Here is a 15,500-nt window from a genome sequence, read left to right on the forward strand (position 1 = left end):
ATCACCAACCGACTCCGGAACCAGTCGACAAACGCTGTTCCTGGAGATCAACGAAGCCAGGCCGTGGGTGCGGCGGACGAGGAAGTCCCGTTGTGGCCGGGGCCGTCCGATCGGATGGTTCGCCCTCGCCCTGCCCGTGTCGGCCCGGGCGCGGCGCCCGGAGGCCGGTGGAATGGCCCCGACACCGTCCCGACCCTCCGGGAGTCCCGATGCGCACGACCCGAATCGCCCTGCTCACCGCCGCGGTGGCCGCCGCCGTCCTGGCCGGGGCGGAAGTTGCCGCCGCCGACACCGGGATCGCCCGGGACGGCACCACGCTCACCTGGCACGGCGACGCCGGCGAGGGCAGCATGTCCCTCGCGAACGACCCCACCTACCGGGGCAGCGCGCAGTTCCCCGGCGAGGGCCCGCTCGGCTTCGGCTACCGCGGCAACGCCTGACGCCCCCGCGACGCCCGCCCCGACCCCGGCTGCCGGGGCGGGTGGCGGACCGTCACGAGAGGGCCCGAGGGCCCCGGACGGCGCCCCGGCCCCGCGGATTCCCGGAACGAACACCATCACCAGGTACGTGGCCGACTCCGGCCCCCTGGCCCTGGTGGTCACCCCAGGCTGACCGAGCACGACACCCCGCACGCGCAACGCGTCGAACTCGGCGAACGCCCCGTGCCTGCGCCTCGGCGGACCCACAACCCGCGGCCCCGCACAGCGACGGGGCCGCCGCGCGCCCGTCTCGGGGCACGGCCCTGCCACGCGGGGCACGCCCCGGACGGCGGAGGATCCCCTCGTTCACGCCGCGCGGGACCTCGCGCCGCCGGGATCTCGACCGCATCGCGACTACTCATCGCACCCTTTCGGTGACAGGATGCGATCTCTTGATGGCGTTCGCGGCCGGGCTGTCCGCCGCCCTTCGAGCGGGCCCGCCGCGCCGAACAACCTGGAGAACACGTGGCACTGCTGGAGCGCCGGCCGGACAACACCGCCATCGACGCGGAACTGCGCAAGTTCGGGATCGACCCGACCACCATCGCCGACCTGCCGGAAGGCAACCCCACCGAAATCCCCGCGGAGATGTGGGCCCTCACCGACATCGGCGCCGGGGCCTGGGGAGTCGTCGGACGCCCACGCGCGATGCGCTACGAACACGGGGAACAACGCACGATCGGCTCGGGCGTGGCCAACCCGACCTCGGAGCCGATCCGGCAAACGCTCACCGCGAGCGAACCCGTCGACGCCTGGGCCTCGTTCCCGATCTCCCCCCGCGTGCAGGCCGGGTTCCTCACCGCGGTCGAGGCGGCGGTGGCCACCGCCTTCGGACAGACGTGGACCACCGAGAAGACGTTCACCGAATCTCTGGAGGTGACCGTCCCCCCGGGCCACATGGCATGGCTGGAGGCCCGGCCGATCCTGCGCGTCCTCGAAGCCGACTTCGTCGCCTTCTTCCGGGCCACCGTCCCCGACGCCCTGCAGGCCTGGCGGTTCACCGGAACGGTCACCGCACCCGGCGGCGAGGGAGACCTCAAGGACGTGATCGAGGTCCACCGGGCGCCGATGACCACCGAGATCACCGAAGGACTGCTCTCCGCCGCCCAGGCCATGGCCCGCTCCGGCAGCCCCAGGGTCCGCCGCGCCGACGACGGAACCATCTCCCCACGCGGCTGCATCATGAAGCTGCTCGCGGGCGACGCCGCACGGGGCGAGGACGTCACCGACCGGGTCGGGTTCGCGTAACCCACGCCCACCGCCGCCCCCACGAGGTCGCGGCGAGCGAGGTGGGGAGACACGCCCCTCGGCCGGCCCGACGTCGAGGCCGTTGGCCTGCTCCGGCGACATGAACGCGGGCGAGCCGACGGATACGCCCGTCGTGGTCAGCGCGGTGGCGTCCGCGGCCCGGGCGATGCCGAAGTCGATCACGCGGGGACCGTCGAGGGTGAGCAGTACGTTCGAGGGCTTGAGGTCGCGGTGCACGAGCCCGGCGTCGTGCACGCTCACCGGCGCCGCCGCCGGCCCCGCGGCCGGCGCCCGTACCGCCCCCTCGGGCAGCGGCCCGGCCGGCCGAACCGCCTCGTGCAGCGACGGCCCGGCGATGAACCGGGTGACCAGCCACGGCCGCGACGCCTCGGCATCCGCGTCCGGCACGGTCGCGGTCCACGGCCCGGCCACCCGTCGGCCCGCCTCGACCTCGCGCCGGAACCGCACCCGGAACTCCTGGTCGTCGGCCAGTTCCGGACGCACCACCTTCACCGCGACCAGGCTCCCCCGCCCGGTCCGCCCGAGGTACACCCGACCCATCCCGCCCGAACCGAGATGCCGCAGCAGGCGGTACCCCCCGATCGCGACCGGATCGTCCTGCGCCAACCCCCGCACACCACACCCCCGTCGGGTCGGGGCCCGCCCGACTGCACCACCCCCCGAACAATACGATCACCCGAAATTCGCCGTTGCCCGGTGCGCACGGCAAGCCCGTACCGAACCGGCACGGAACAGCTCCCGCCGGCGCCTCCGTGTGGTCCGCGGCGGGGCGCGGCAGCAGTGCGGTGCGGCGAATCGGGACGGTAGGGGGATGGACAAGGGGTCAACCGCTTCGAACCGCCCTCGTCGAGGCGAGGTGCCGGGACGAACTCTCCTGGGGTGGGGGTTATTTGCCTGCGGTCCAAGGGATGGCGGGGCGGCAGGTGTCGGGGGCGGGGGATTGTTCGGGGCGGCCCTGGTAGCCGAGGAGGCGGTTGTCTGGGGTGCGGACGCAGGGGCCGTTGGGTGTGGGGGCGTCGCGGGTCGAGTCCCAGACGATCGTGCCGCCGGCGTCGTATCCGCGCACGTGGGCCGTGGCCAAGGGATCCGGCATGCGCGCGGTCGGGGCTTCGGCGTACCAGATGCCGCCGGCCAGGAGTGCCGGGCGCTCGCCTTCGCCGTGGTCCACGGTGACCCGCACGACCGGGCCGGCGTAGCGGCCGCGAAGGTGGTTGAGGTACCGCGTGCCGGACTTGGTGGTGCCCTCGTCATCGATGTCGACCACGCCGGTCAGCAGCGCGAGGTCGAAGGTGATCCCGTCGGGTGAGGCGGTCGAGCGTCCGCCGCCGGTGCAGCCGACGGCGTGGTCCGCGTCGTCGACGGCGAGGACGAACAGGCGTTCTGGTTCCTGAGGTTCGGGGGCGCGTACAGCGAAGTAGGGTCGGTAGCGGGCGGCGAGATCGGGTGCGTTGTGCCCGCTGGAGGCGACGCAGTCGCGGACCAGGCGCGCGGCGTCGGCCGGCGGGACGGCGCGGTCGGCCGGTACCGGCACCTGGCCCGCGGGCGGGGTCGGGCCTCCGGCGGGAGGGGGCGGCCCGGTGGTTGCCGGCGCGGTGCCCACCGCGGCCGGACCGGTCGTGCCGTCCTGCGCGTGCAACGTGGTCACGACACCGGTGACCAGCGCTCCGACCGCGACGGCGGCGGCGATCGGGATCAGTACTCGACGCGGCGGCATCGTGCCGCGCGGTGGAAGCCGGTCCCAGGGTCGTCTCGGTGCGGCGTCGCGGGCCTCGGCGGCCTCCAGGAGGGCGACGAGTTCGTTGCGCCTGGCCGGCGCGTTGGGCAGGTCGCGGTCGGCGGGTGGACGGGTCGCGCTCATCGGGATGCCTCCTCGGCGGTGGGGTGTGGTGCTCGGGAGGGGGTCGGGTGCTCGGCGCGCAGGTCCTCGCCGAGCCGGCGGCGGGCGCGATGCAGGCGCGACTTGATCGTGCCGACGGCCACGCCGAGGGCGGTCGCGGCGGCCTGCTGGTCCAGGCCGCTCCACAGGCACAGTTCGACGACCTCGCGCTCGTGTCGGGGCAATCGCCGTATCGAGGCCCGCAGCGCGACGAGCGCGTTCTCGTCGTCGACCCGGTCGGCGACGTCCTGAGCGTGATCGTGCACCGGAAGTGGTCGTGGCAGCCTGGCCTGGAGCTTTTGGTAGCGGCGCACCGCGCGGACCCGGTTCGCCGCCGTGTTGCGGGCGATGCCGAACAGCCACGGCAACGCGCTCTCCCGGTCGAGCACGACGGCATCGCGGTTGCGCCAGGCGTCGAGGAATACCACGGAGGTCAGGTCCTCGGCCTCGGTCCACGACCCGGTACGACGGGACAGGAAGTTGTAGACGGCGCGCGAATGCCGCTCGAAGAGCACTCCGAACGCCTCGGGTTCGCCGCGACAGGCTCTGTCCCACAACGCGCGGTCGCTGGGTTGGGTGATGGTCACACCCGGTACTAGTCCACACCGGCCCGCCGGGTTCCCTCGGCAGGCCATTCATCGTGCCCGCCGACGAACGGCCCCTTCGCGGTCCGGCTCCAGCACCGGCTGGTCCTACGACGGTGCCGGCAACCATACGACCACCCGCACCGCCGAGACCTACACCGACCTCGGCCGACCCAAGGCGATCACCGCCGACGCGACCACGGCCGACGCCACCCACGGGGGCACCGACCCGAGCGAACGCACCGCCGTCGCCGGCACGACGTTCGCCAACACCGCCCTCGGCGTCAACCGCAGCCAAACCGCGGGTGTGACAACGGGATTCGTCCGCGAACCCACCCACGGCGAATGTCGGCGGCAGTGGTGTTCAGGTCGGCGGCGAAGCGGTCACGGACGTGGCGCCGTGCTGCGGGCCAGGTGGGCCGGCCGTCCGGCGGCTGGGGTGCCGGGTTCGGCCGACCAGAGCACGAGTTGCTGTTCCGGCGCGCCGGCGAAGCGGAAGGTGTCCCAGTCGAGGGTGCCGGCGCCCACGAGTCCGTGCGGGCGGCCGCGCGACCCGAAGGAGCCCCCCGACCGGCCGCTGCGGCGTGCGCGGGGCCTTGTCGGCCGGGGTGTTGCCGGAAATGGGGACCACCACGGCACCGGGCCTGTCGTCGGTGAGAGAGGGTGGGTTCGGGGCCGGGACGTGGTGTCCGTCGTACCCCGGGCCGGATTTCGACTGTGCGCAGGATCCGGAGCCGGTCGGCGGGTCGCCCTTTCGAGGGGCACGTGCGCCTCCTTGGGGTGAAGTTCCGCGCCCGGCCCCGGGTTGCCGGCAGAGTGGGTAGGTGCCCGTCCGTGGGGTCCACACACTCGCTGTCGGCGGCTGTGCGGGCTGTGCCCCGCGTGGGACGCCGACGGAGGGGAAGGTCGGCACCGCGTGCGCGGATCGTCACCTTGGGCCCCGGCGGATCCGGTCGGCGATGGTCCCGATCCGCCGATCGATCAGGCGGTCCATGATCGCCGCAACTGCGGGTGCGGGTCCGGGTGCAGCAGGCGGGGACCACGTCGTGGAGGCCGAGGGCCGGGCTCAGGCGGGCAGGCTTCGAGGTGTTCGGGACGAAGGCATCGAGTTGGCGTTGAGGACGCGGTCGCCGACTGTGAGCGCGGGTTCGGTGGGTACTGCATCAGGGTTCGAGGCGGTGCATCGCCTGGCGGTTGATCCCCGGAACCCACACCGACGGGGCGCGTACCGACGAGCCTGAGTGAGTCCTCGCGCGGCGCCCGGATCCGCAGCATGGCGCAAGGGCGAGGGATCTGCGATGAGTTCCGGAAGTTCCGCCGGTTTCCGCCTCGGCAGCACCTTGGCGCCATCCGTGTCGATCACCGTGCAGCGGTGTTCGCTCCTTTCCCGCGGCACCTCCATCGTCCGTGACCCGGTGCACATCCGGTCGCCGTGCGGGGCTGGTGTGGTCGGCGGGCGGGGTGTCGGCTCGAGCGGCGCCATCGCACAGCGAGGTAGACCAACGCTATGACGAGGACCGCGATGCCGATGCCGAGGAAGTAGCCCAGTCCGTCGGCGACGGCGCCGATGAGGCCGAGGACGATCGCGATGACGACCGGGGCGAGGAAGAGTGCCATTGTCGGCTCCCGGAGGTTCGTCGGGAACGGTTGTTCAGCGGCGGGCGAGTTGACGCTCGCCGGCGGTGCCCGGCCGATAGGCGAGGCCGAAGTGCGTGAAGACGGCTTCCTCGTCCTCGGCGGGCAGCACGTCGTCCGTGCCGATCGCGGGGCCCTTCTTCACCAGCGCCTTGTCGTGAACGACCTTGACGTAGCCGGGACCGACGACGGCGCCGTCCAGGGGCACGAACACCAACCGGCGCCGGGACGGCAGCCCGACCTGCACGGTGACCATCGCCGGCTCATCGGTGGCGGTGTCGACATAGACCGCCTCGAACACACCGATCTTGTGCCCCCGCGGGTCCATCACGTCGCAGTCGCGCCACTCCCGGATGTCCGCCGTCCCGATCACCATCGACGTCTCCCTTCCGCGTGGTCCGGGGTCGACCGGCCCCGGCCGGTTCGGCCGGCGCGATGACCAGCACCCTTCCAGCCTGCCCCGGGCGCGCGCCGCCACCAATCCGACCGCTTCGACCCATCACCGGTACGGCAAGGCGGCCCGGCAGCGCGTCGGGCGCGCGTCGGGGCGGAGACCCCGGTGGGCGCGCAACGGGAACGGTGCCCGCGGCACACGGACATCACGCGGCCACGCGCCCGCGTCACCCGGTCGGCCGCGCGGCAGGTCACGGCCATGATGGCTGCCTGCCTCCCGAGCCACCCGGGTCGGGAGCGGGCCGAGTACCGCAGGATCCGAACCGTGGAGCACCCGGGGCCTCACCGAGCGGGTTGGAGGGACAGATGCAGCAGTCGACCCGGTACACACGCAAATTGTCGGTGGACCCGACCATCGCCGCAGGCCTGACGCAACGCGCGCGGCGGACGCTGTGAACAAGATGCTCGTACGGCGTTATTGCTTGCCCTGCAACATCTGCGATGGTTGGCGTGTGCGGCCGACGTGTCGCCGGTCTTATGGGCCGGCTTGGGGGTAGAGCACCGCACGCTCCCAGGTTGCCGGCGGTGAGGACCCCGGTCGCCGGCCGGAGAGCCGACACGAAGGGGTCCGCCTTGCAGCGTCTGGACTGGCACACCGATGACACGTGAGGTCCCGGAGAGGTCTCGGCCGCGGGGCATCGGCCGCTTCCGGCAAGTCCTCCGCCGCGTCACCGGGCGAGCGGATGCGCCGGTGGATCCGTCAACGCGTGGGCGTTCGGAACGGTCCTGGCCATGGGGCATCGACCGCTCCCAGCAAGTCCTCCGCCATTACATCTGGCGTGCGGGCGTGCCGGTGGACCCCTTTCCCGGTCCGCAATCCGTGGCTCGCTGCGGCACCCGGGATCAACTCGGCCGCCACTCGGGAGCTCAAAGCCGCGCAACCGGGGCTCCAGGGCCTGTATCCCCACATGGTCGAGGTGGCTTTCGGGGACAACGTCGATCCCGATCGGGTGCGCCATTTCCTCGACGGGGTGCTGCCGGCGGCCGAGCACTTTCCCGATGCCCCGGTGGCTTTGGTGGAATCCGCATCGCTGAGCAGGCAGTCCCTGAGGGGCGTCGAAGACACATGGGTGTCCGCTGAGACGTGGTCGGGTTTCGGAAAAGTCCAGCCCGACAAACAGCTTCCCCCAGCCTTCGTTCACGCGCGGTCGGAGATCCGCGTGGACAGCGACGAGTATCTGTCCAAGGACACGTGCACACAGCGGGAGACCTACCGCGGTTTGCGGTTGACCGAGCGGGACCGGCTGCACGTGGGGTTGGGCACCACTTCCTTACCGACGCCGTCCTCGGGCGACTGCCGAAACCGAACCCATGAGGAAACGTCCGTACGGGCGGCACCCCCGCGATCTACTGGCGGCAATCGACGGCCATCACCGCGAAACAAATCGGACGCTGAGTGCGCACTGTCCTGTCGCATTGCATTCGGCGGATGATGGGCCGCTGACCTGCTGGGTTTCCAGGTCCTTTGAGAACATGCCCTTCGGATTTCTCATACGACCCGGCTTCCACGGAAGTCACGTGCGCGATGGCGGCATAGGCGCGGGCAGAGCGGCTCCTGAGTCCGCGCGAGGCTCGAGGCTCGGCAGCGGCGAGGCGAGGAACGGTTCCAGAAGGCTGAGCAGCCTCTTGGGGCGGTGCAGTGGGATGATGTGGCCGCAGTCGTCGATGACGTGGCCGACGAGATGATCGGCGAGCGGCCGCAGTTGCCGTTCGAGGGCTCTGCCCACAGGGCGGGCCCCGATGGCCATGGTGGGTACGGTCAACCGGCCGGTATTGGCGGCTTCCTGGATCTGTTCGTTGCTCGTGGGCAGTGCCCGGTAGTACGAGAAGGCGCAGCGCAGGGCCTCGGCCCCGGTGTACGCGTGGACGAAGGCGTTTCGGACGGCGGGATCCACGCCCTCTCCGTTGGAGCCCGTGCGCAGGAACCAGTCGATGTACTGGGCTTCGTGTCCGGTGAGTACGGTTTCCGCGAGGCCGGGTACCGCGTGGAAGCCGAACCACCACGGTGCTCCATGGGCGAGGAATTCCTCGGCGCCCGGCAGAAGTGTGCCCAGAAGTGACTCCATGACCACGAGTTGTCGGACGAGGTCGGGGCGGCGCATGGCAAGAAGAAAGGCCGGCGGGGTTCCGGCGTCGATGCCGACCACGGACGCCGAACTCTCCCCGAGAGCGTCGAGTAGGGCTTCGGCGTCGGTTGCGAGCGTTCCGGCGTCGTAGCCGTCCCTTGCGTGCGTGCTTGCGCCTGTTCCTCGCAGGTCCGGTGCGATCACTCGGTATTGCCCGGCGAGGCCGTCCAGGACATGGGTCCACAGTTGCCAGGTGTGCGGGAAGCCGTGCAGCAGCAGCACGGCCGGCCCCTCGCCGGCGAGAGCCACGTTGAGGTCGACGCCGTTGGCCGTGACCCGCCGTAGTTCGATGCCTGACGGGCGATTGGGTATGTGGTGCGGTGCGGCGGGCACGGCGATCCCCCTGTGTAGTTACGAATGGTGACAACAAAACGATAGGTAACTAGGGTGAAGGAGCCAAGACCGCACTTCTGCCACAGGTGGTGAGTTCCAGGTGACCTCCTCGACGCGGCGCCCCCCTCACGGGAATCGTGGAGATCTGTTCGATCCGCAGTGTCCGACCCGCCGTCTGCTTGACCGGATCGGCACGAAGTGGACGTCCATGACCATCAAAGTGCTGGCGGAGGCGTCCCCGCAGGAGGTGCGCTTCGCGGAACTACAGCGCAGGATGGCCGGCGTCTCGCAGAAGATGTTGTCGGTCACCCTTCAAGGGCTGGCCCGTGACGGCCTGGTCAGCCGTCGGGTGGAAGCGTCGGTGCCACCACGCGTGTACTACGGGCTCACCCCGCTCGGCGCGACACTGGAAGAACCGCTGGCCAGGCTTCGTGAGTGGGCCGAGGAACACATGGCCGAGGTCGACCGCGCAAACCAGCGCAGCCAGGAACGCACGGCCGACGACTGATCACACCCGCAATCCGGCAGACAGAGCACCTCACAAGCAGGGATCGAACCCCCCGATCGCGCCAAGAGCTCGGTACGGGCAGTGCCCTCAGGGCGTCGCCGATCCGTTCGTACGCGCCCTGATGACTCGGCTCCAGCATGGAGCCGGTGACGAGATACTTCGGTGCTGTCTTCAACAACGGCGCGGTTCTTCGGCTGCTCGAACTTGAGTGGCGCGAGCAGGACATCGGGCGGCCCGCTGCCGGCGGACGAGGCGACCCGGTTCTGCCGCACCATCGCGAACTCGAACGCGGCGGACTGGGCGATGCCACTCGCCACCGTCGCCGCACTGCTGGACCTGCTCTCCCTCCAACCTTGACAACGCGAACAGGCCCGAGACGCCGGTCGGATTCGAGGAGCGTTTGCTGCTCGCCGCGAACGGGGCGGGCGGTCCCGAGTTCCTGCGGAGCCTGGCCGCACTCGTCCGCAGGCTCGACCGAGGCGTCCTGCCGGACTACCGGGAACTCCCGATGGCCTCCTGGGAAGCGAAGGCCCTGTTCCGCAGGCATGAGCGGAACTGCCGGTGGTGGCTCGAATCCGGAGAACACGAGTACCCGGAAGCGCTCCGCCGGGCCGCGGCCGGCGAACATCCCGGCGGCTGTCTCACCGAAACGGCGCTCCTGGCCGCCGAATTGCAGTACGCCCTACTCCTCTTCCCGGGGCCGGGTGACCTGGAGGCGGCAATCGCCCCGGCCTTCCCCGGCGCGTCGGCCGTCGTCTTCCGAGACCTGCTGGAAGTGATCCACATGCATTTCGCCGAGGAGCAGGGAGCGGGATCACCGACACGTCGTCGGTGGGGCACCGCCCTACCGCCGGCGGGTCGTCGTGTGCGCGAGGATTCGCGGTGAGGCCGAACTCGAAGCGTTGCCCCCCAACGCGGCGGCCGACGCCCATTCCCACCGGCTCGATCCGGTCACGGCACCAGTGCCGCGCCCGGCACTAGCTGTCGGTGCCGGCCTTGAGCCCGCCCACGACCAGGCCGGTCAGCGCGTTGACCACATCATCCACGGAGGCCCGCCCGCGGTTCAGTTCGGCGGCGAGCGCCTCGGCCGCACCCAGCACGCCGGCACAGCACAGCCGAAGGGCGTCGGGCTCAAGGTGCGCGTGCGGCCGCAGCGCGGCGGCCATCAGGTCCGCATAGTTGTCGGTCATCTCCTGTCTGCCCGCCTCCATGTCCGGATTGCCCTTCAGCGCCGCGGAGACGGCGTTGAGCTCCGGCATGTCGGTGGCGCAGGCGAAGTACGCGGCGCTGATGACGCGGGCGACCTCCTCGGCGGCGGGCGCGGCGTCCCGCAGTGCCAGGGTGACCGAGGCCCGGTGGCGTTCGTCGAGGCGCCGGTAGAGCGCGAGCAGCAGGCCGGGGCGGGTACCGAAGTGGTCGTACACGATCGGCCTGCTGACGCCCGCAGCCTCGGCGAGGGTGACCAGCGTGAGCCCGTCGGCGCCCTGGGTGCGCACGATCGCCACGGCGGTGTCGAGCAACTGCTCCCGCCTGGCCGGCTTGGACAGGCGCGTCGGTGTGGTCGCCATGGTCCTCCCTTGCTGTCGCCTCCCAGACTATGTTACAAAACGTAGGTTACAAAATGTAGGTTAGTGATTGCGAAGGAGACTCACCATGGGACAGCCCAACTCGGTTCTGATCCTGGGTGGTTCCGGGCAGGCGGGTGCGGGCGCCGCCGCCGTGCTGCGCCGATGGCACCCGGAACTGCCCCTGACGATCGCGGGCCGCGACTTCGGCCGCGCTCAGCGGGTCGCCGACGAACTCGGCGCGGCCACGGCCGCGACCGTCGACCTGCGGCGCGGGGATCTGGGCCTTTCGACCGACGGGGAATATCTCGCGGTCGTCGCCGCGCTGTGGGACAACCGGTTGCAGGGGCTGCGGTACGCGCAGGAGCGCGGGTTGCCCTACCTGAGCATCTCCAGCGGCCTGGTGGACATCGCACCGGAGATCGTCGCGAGCGCCCAACGGCCGAGCGGTCCACCGGTCCTGGTGGCGAGTCACTTCTGCGCGGGGATCGGTGTTCTGGCGACGCTGTACGCCACCAGGGAGTTCGAACGGATCGACACGATCCGGATCGGCGCCGTCCTGGACGAGTTGGATGCCGGCGGCCCCGCGGGGCTGGCGGATCTGGAGCGATGGGCCACCGCCACCTCGGCCGGACTGGTACGCCGTGACGGCGTGTTCACGTGGGTCGCCGAACCCGATGCACGCACGGACGTGCCAAGTACCGACGGGATCCTCGTGCCCGGCCAGAGCATCGCCATCCTCGACGTGCCGAGTCTTGCCCTGGCGACGGGAGCGCCGAACGTCCGCTTCGACTTCGCCGTCGGCGAGTCCGCGCGTCGGCGACGCGGCGGCCCCGCCTCCGTCGAGGTCCGGATCGACGTCGAAGGAACCGGCCCGGGAGGGCAACCGCGCAGCTTGCACCGCTACCTCGTCCATCCGGAAGGGCAGCGACCGCTGACCGCGCTGGGCATCGCCCTCGGTGTCGAGCGACTGCTCGGACTGCGCGGCGAAGCCGTACCGCCGGGCGTCCACACCCCCGAGGCACTGCTCGACCCGTCCTACGCGGCCGAGCGATTGGCCGAAATCGGCGCCGAGTTCGTCGACGCGCCCGACGACGAATGAACGCCTGTCACCGAAGGGGCGAGCCACTGCACGACCCGGCACACCGGCGCCGGGGAGATCCCGGGCAGCGACGCCAACCGCCGCATGATCACGTTCGTGCGCAGGCACGCCGCCACGAGTAGGCCTCCCCTCCGAATCTTGCCGGGCCCGCGACCCCCGGCGCCCCCGGGCTGCCCGGCATGATCCGAAAGAGAGCACTCGGCCCGAGCCGCTGTTGCCCCTCATCGATGGAACCGCAGCCTACAGCCGTGGAGTTGCCGTCGGCTTACCCTCGAGCAGGTGGGTGCGAGGGGGGAGCAGTCGGGTGTGGTCGGTCGTCGACGAATCCGAGCGGGCGCAGTGTGACCACATCCCGCTCGAATCCGTGGGTCCACTGCCCAGGGAGGTGAGCCAGATGACGCGGGGCGCGGCCGAGGCGATCTGGCGAGCGCCGTCGATGAGAATCGCCGGGTCCTGCTTCTTGGTGATGCCCAGGGCGCTGATGACGACATCGGCGCCCTCGATGGCGGCGGCGACCGTGCCGGCGTCGGTGACGTCCGCCCGAACCACACGCAGGTTCGGGGAGGCGGGCGTCTCCGGCTGTTCCGGTCGGCGGGCCAGGGCGGTGACGTCGTGCCCGCGCTCCAGGGCGCGTGTGATCACCAGGCGGCCGGTCTGTCCGGTGGAGCCGAGTACTGCGATCTTCACGATGATCTCCGGTGGTGGCGGGAGAGGGATGAACAGGGTTGCGTGGCACGGCACTTGGCGTCCCGGGTCGGTCGGTTCTCGGAGCGGATCCGGACCGGATGGTTCGGGTCAGCGCGGGTCGGACAGGGCGTCGACCGCCTGGGCGTGCAGGCCGGGAGCGGCGGCCAGGAAGTCGTCGCTCGCCGGGCTCCACGGCTCACCGCGGGTGTCGGTGACCGTGCCGCCGGCCTCGGAGACCAGCAGCGCGCCGGGCAGCAAGCCCGAGCGCACGTCGGAGAACTGCCAGAAGGCGTCCATGCGGCCGGACGCGACGTGGATGAGCTGCAGCGTGGCCGGCACCGAGACCCGCACGACCAGGGCGTTGAGCAGCATTGCGGTCACCGTGGCGCCCATGCGGCGGAGGGCTTCCTCGTCCTCGCCCGGCTTGGCCTGTCCGGTACCCACCAACGCGGCGCGCAGGTCGGTCTTGGCAGAGGGACGCAGCGGCACACCGTCGAGGAAGGCCCCCTTGCCGCGCAGCGCGGTGTACGTGTCGCCGACCAGCGGCAGGTGGACCACGGTCAGCACCGGGGCGTTGTCGCGTACCAGCGTGGCGGTCACCGCCCACTCGCCCATGCCGTGGATGTGGTTGATGTTGCCCTCGGCCGTGTCCACCACCCACCACTCGCCCGCGGGCAGCGCGCCGCCGGCGAGTTCGTCCTCGACCCACCGGGAGCCGGGACGCGCGTCGAGCAGCGGCTGCTTGACGAGCGCCAGGATCGCTTCGTCGTTGCCGTGGATGGCGTGGACGATCTCGTCGAGGTCGCCGGGGCGCGCGTCCGTGTCGTAGCGCTTCCGCAGGAGTTCTCCGGCTGTCTCGATCACGGTCACGGCGCGCTCCAGGACCGCTTCGAGCTCGGTGGTGTCGGCGGGAACGGTGCGGGGGTCGGGGAGGGCGTTCATGGTCGCTCCTGACGCGAAGGGGGAGAGGATTCGCGGCCTGTCGGCCGTTCGCTTTCGACGTTGGAAGCAGGCGTCATTAACATCAAATGCAACCTTGTTACGTCTGGATTTACCGACATGCAACTGGATCTGAATCTGCTCACCGCGCTCGACGCCCTGCTGGAGGAGGGCAGCGTGACGGACGCCGCCGCCCGCCTCCACGTATCGACCCCGGCGATGAGCCGCACCCTGGGCCGCATCCGCCGGGCCACCGGGGACGAGATCCTGGTCCGCACCGGCCGAACCATGACGCCCACCCCGCGTGCCCTGGCCCTGCGCGCGACCGTGCACGACCTGGTCCAGCAGGCCCGGTCGGTCCTGTCCCCCCACACGGACGTCGACCCGGCGACCCTGGACCGGACCTTCGTCCTGAAATGGCACGACGCCCTGGCCGCGGCGGCCGGCCCCGCCCTGTTCCACTCCCTGCGCGCCCAGGCACCCGGAGTGCGGCTGCGCTTCCTGGCCGAAGCCACCACCGACACCCACGACCCGCGACGCGGCGACGTCGACCTCGAAGCCGGGGCCGGCGCACCGGCCTCGCCCGAGATCCGCCACGAGATCGTGGGACACGACCGGCTCGTCCTCGCCCTGCGCCCCGCCCACCCCCTGTGCCGCGGCAGGCTCACCCTCGAGGACTACGCCGCCGCCGAACACATCACCGTCTCCCGCCGGGGACGGCTGCGCGACCCCATCGACGACGCGCTGGAGGCACTGGGCATGAGCCGACGGGTGGTGGTCGCCGCCCCCACCAACGCCACGGCCCTACAGTTCGTCCGCCGGCACGACCTCGTCGCGGCCGTCCCCCGAATCGTCAGCCGCCCCGCCCTGGCCGACCTCGGCCTGCGCAGCCTGCCCCTGCCGCTGACCATGCCCGCCATCCCCATCCACCTCGCATGGCACCAGCGCTACGACAACGACCCCGCCCACGCCTGGCTCCGCGCACAGGTCCGCATCGCCCTGCACGACGCCTGCGACCCCACCGACGACGACACCGCGGAACACGCGGACTCCCCCGGCCCGGACTGAACGAGGCGGGACCAACTCCGCTGGTTCCGCCGTGGTTCCGCCCCTCGACACACGAAGACCCCACCGCGGGGGCGCGGCGGGCTCGTTCGTGTTCGCCGGCGGCTATCGGGTCGCGGCTGCCGCGTTTCGGATCCAACTGCGGAATTCGATCGCCAGGTGTTGGCAGTGTCCCTCGATCATCGAGTCCGGGGCCGCGGACGGGTAGACGACGCGTACCACCACATCGGCGCCGGTCGCGGTGTCGCGCGCCTGGTGCAGGCAGTACGCGAAGGGGGTGCCGTCGTCCAGGCTCAGCAGCGCGTTCATCAGCGTCACCGGGAAGGACCCGTCGAGGAACGCCCTGACCGGCGGGGGCAATTCGTCGGCCACCGACACCTTGAACCGGGTGAGGTGACCACCGATCGTCTCCACCATGCCCCCCGTGTAGGTCGGCGGCTCGACGTAGTGCTCGGGATGGGCGTCCAGGAGCAGCGTCTTGTCCCGGAAGCGGCCGGTGCCGGCCTGGGACCGGAACCAGTCGGCCAGTTCGGTGCCGCCGAGGCCGCGGACGGTGAACTCGGTGCGCGACTCGCGGTAGGTGCCACCCGAGGCCTCGACGAGCGCCTTGTGGAAACGATCGCCGGCGTCTATCGGTTCGGCGAGGAGATCCATCATCACCTGGCCGCCGGCAATGGTCTTGAGGTTCCGCAGGGCACGCCGTGCGGCTTCGAGCTCCCAACGGTCCACCGCGGACTCGTCGAACGTGCGGCCCATGGTGTGCACGTCGACCGTCACCGGGCCGGACGGCTGTACACCGACTTCGTTGCTCATCGTGTTCCCTTTCGTGATGCGACGGGCTGCGTCGGTGCTTCGGGGCGACCGGCATATGAGGTGCGT

At 71.2% G+C, this 15,500-nt stretch carries 16 protein-coding genes and 1 pseudogene; 7 read left to right on the plus strand and 10 right to left on the minus strand.

The features are described from left to right. Positions 1-209: 209 nt before the first annotated feature. Together OG948_RS36715 and OG948_RS36720 are read left to right on the plus strand one after the other, a co-directional pair. Positions 210-440: a hypothetical protein gene (locus OG948_RS36715; protein WP_331769307.1), complete on the plus strand. Its 231-nt coding sequence runs from the start codon at positions 210-212 to the stop codon at positions 438-440. A 504-nt stretch (positions 441-944) separates the two neighbouring features. Next, positions 945-1,727, plus strand: a complete 783-nt coding sequence (locus OG948_RS36720; RefSeq protein ID WP_331773663.1) for a hypothetical protein — start codon at positions 945-947, stop codon at positions 1,725-1,727. A gap of 60 nt (positions 1,728-1,787) precedes the next feature. Here OG948_RS36720 and OG948_RS36725 read toward each other — a convergent pair. From OG948_RS36725 to OG948_RS36750, 6 genes and pseudogenes are all read right to left on the minus strand, one after another. Beyond that, positions 1,788-2,363 (minus strand): annotated as a pseudogene (locus OG948_RS36725) (serine/threonine-protein kinase); the annotation flags it as partial. 271 nt (positions 2,364-2,634) lie between these two features. Next, on the minus strand, positions 2,635-3,606 hold the full coding sequence (locus OG948_RS36730) for a hypothetical protein (RefSeq protein ID WP_331769308.1): 972 nt from the start codon (positions 3,604-3,606) through the stop codon (positions 2,635-2,637). After that, a complete protein-coding gene (locus OG948_RS36735; RefSeq protein WP_331769309.1) occupies positions 3,603-4,211 on the minus strand; it encodes an RNA polymerase sigma factor in 609 nt (202 codons plus the stop codon). Before OG948_RS36735 ends, OG948_RS36730 begins: the two co-directional genes overlap by 4 nt. 381 nt (positions 4,212-4,592) lie before the next feature. Beyond that, positions 4,593-4,736, minus strand: a complete 144-nt coding sequence (locus tag OG948_RS36740) for a hypothetical protein (RefSeq protein ID WP_331769310.1) — start codon at positions 4,734-4,736, stop codon at positions 4,593-4,595. Positions 4,737-5,859: 1,123 nt separating this feature from the next. Continuing rightward, complete coding sequence (locus OG948_RS36745) at positions 5,860-6,216, minus strand: PRC-barrel domain-containing protein (protein WP_331773417.1); 357 nt, start codon at positions 6,214-6,216, stop codon at positions 5,860-5,862. A 1,594-nt stretch (positions 6,217-7,810) separates the two neighbouring features. Beyond that, positions 7,811-8,755: an alpha/beta hydrolase gene (locus OG948_RS36750; RefSeq protein WP_331769311.1), complete on the minus strand. Its 945-nt coding sequence runs from the start codon at positions 8,753-8,755 to the stop codon at positions 7,811-7,813. A gap of 100 nt (positions 8,756-8,855) precedes the next feature. Between OG948_RS36750 and OG948_RS36755 the strand changes: the two genes are divergently transcribed. From OG948_RS36755 to OG948_RS36765, 3 genes are all read left to right on the plus strand, one after another. Next, the gene (locus OG948_RS36755; protein WP_331769312.1) at positions 8,856-9,263 is read left to right on the plus strand and encodes a helix-turn-helix domain-containing protein; all 408 of its coding nucleotides are present in this window, start codon (positions 8,856-8,858) and stop codon (positions 9,261-9,263) included. A gap of 204 nt (positions 9,264-9,467) precedes the next feature. Continuing rightward, entirely contained in the window at positions 9,468-9,620 is a 153-nt protein-coding gene (locus OG948_RS36760; protein ID WP_406300468.1) for a hypothetical protein, read from the plus strand. 43 nt (positions 9,621-9,663) lie between these two features. After that, positions 9,664-10,149 carry a hypothetical protein gene (locus OG948_RS36765; protein ID WP_331769314.1) on the plus strand — a complete coding sequence of 162 codons (486 nt, stop codon included), beginning with the start codon at positions 9,664-9,666 and terminating at the stop codon, positions 10,147-10,149. 91 nt (positions 10,150-10,240) lie between these two features. Here the strand turns inward: OG948_RS36765 and OG948_RS36770 are convergent, their stop codons facing one another. Then, complete coding sequence (locus OG948_RS36770) at positions 10,241-10,831, minus strand: TetR/AcrR family transcriptional regulator (RefSeq protein ID WP_331769315.1); 591 nt, start codon at positions 10,829-10,831, stop codon at positions 10,241-10,243. A gap of 85 nt (positions 10,832-10,916) precedes the next feature. On the opposite strand from OG948_RS36770, the gene OG948_RS36775 reads away from it, so the two are divergent. Then, positions 10,917-11,930 carry a saccharopine dehydrogenase gene (locus tag OG948_RS36775; protein WP_331769316.1) on the plus strand — a complete coding sequence of 338 codons (1,014 nt, stop codon included), beginning with the start codon at positions 10,917-10,919 and terminating at the stop codon, positions 11,928-11,930. 240 nt (positions 11,931-12,170) lie between these two features. Here OG948_RS36775 and OG948_RS36780 read toward each other — a convergent pair whose 3' ends face one another. Both OG948_RS36780 and OG948_RS36785 read right to left on the minus strand, forming a co-directional pair. Next, the gene (locus OG948_RS36780) at positions 12,171-12,617 is read right to left on the minus strand and encodes an NAD(P)H-binding protein (protein ID WP_331769317.1); all 447 of its coding nucleotides are present in this window, start codon (positions 12,615-12,617) and stop codon (positions 12,171-12,173) included. Positions 12,618-12,725: 108 nt separating this feature from the next. Further along, positions 12,726-13,559: an inositol monophosphatase family protein gene (locus OG948_RS36785; RefSeq protein ID WP_331769318.1), complete on the minus strand. Its 834-nt coding sequence runs from the start codon at positions 13,557-13,559 to the stop codon at positions 12,726-12,728. Between the two features lie 117 nt (positions 13,560-13,676). Between OG948_RS36785 and OG948_RS36790 the strand changes: the two genes are divergently transcribed. After that, the gene (locus tag OG948_RS36790) at positions 13,677-14,624 is read left to right on the plus strand and encodes a LysR family transcriptional regulator (RefSeq protein WP_331769319.1); all 948 of its coding nucleotides are present in this window, start codon (positions 13,677-13,679) and stop codon (positions 14,622-14,624) included. 102 nt (positions 14,625-14,726) lie between these two features. Here OG948_RS36790 and OG948_RS36795 read toward each other — a convergent pair whose 3' ends face one another. Then, positions 14,727-15,434, minus strand: a complete 708-nt coding sequence (locus OG948_RS36795) for a hypothetical protein (protein WP_331769320.1) — start codon at positions 15,432-15,434, stop codon at positions 14,727-14,729. Positions 15,435-15,500: the final 66 nt, after the last annotated feature.

This window comes from Embleya sp. NBC_00888 (genome assembly GCF_045207655.1).
GTDB lineage: Bacteria > Actinomycetota > Actinomycetes > Streptomycetales > Streptomycetaceae > Embleya.

Excerpts from the sequence above, each read along its gene's own strand:
- OG948_RS36715 (WP_331769307.1), top strand. The coding sequence starts at position 210 with ATGCGCACGACCCGAATCGCCCTGCTCACCGCCGCGGTGGCCGCCGCC.
- OG948_RS36730 (WP_331769308.1), bottom strand. The coding sequence starts at position 3,606 with ATGAGCGCGACCCGTCCACCCGCCGACCGCGACCTGCCCAACGCGCCG.
- OG948_RS36770 (WP_331769315.1), bottom strand. The coding sequence starts at position 10,831 with ATGGCGACCACACCGACGCGCCTGTCCAAGCCGGCCAGGCGGGAGCAG.
- OG948_RS36775 (WP_331769316.1), top strand. The coding sequence starts at position 10,917 with ATGGGACAGCCCAACTCGGTTCTGATCCTGGGTGGTTCCGGGCAGGCG.
- OG948_RS36785 (WP_331769318.1), bottom strand. The coding sequence starts at position 13,559 with ATGAACGCCCTCCCCGACCCCCGCACCGTTCCCGCCGACACCACCGAG.
- OG948_RS36790 (WP_331769319.1), top strand. The coding sequence starts at position 13,677 with ATGCAACTGGATCTGAATCTGCTCACCGCGCTCGACGCCCTGCTGGAG.
- OG948_RS36795 (WP_331769320.1), bottom strand. The coding sequence starts at position 15,434 with ATGAGCAACGAAGTCGGTGTACAGCCGTCCGGCCCGGTGACGGTCGAC.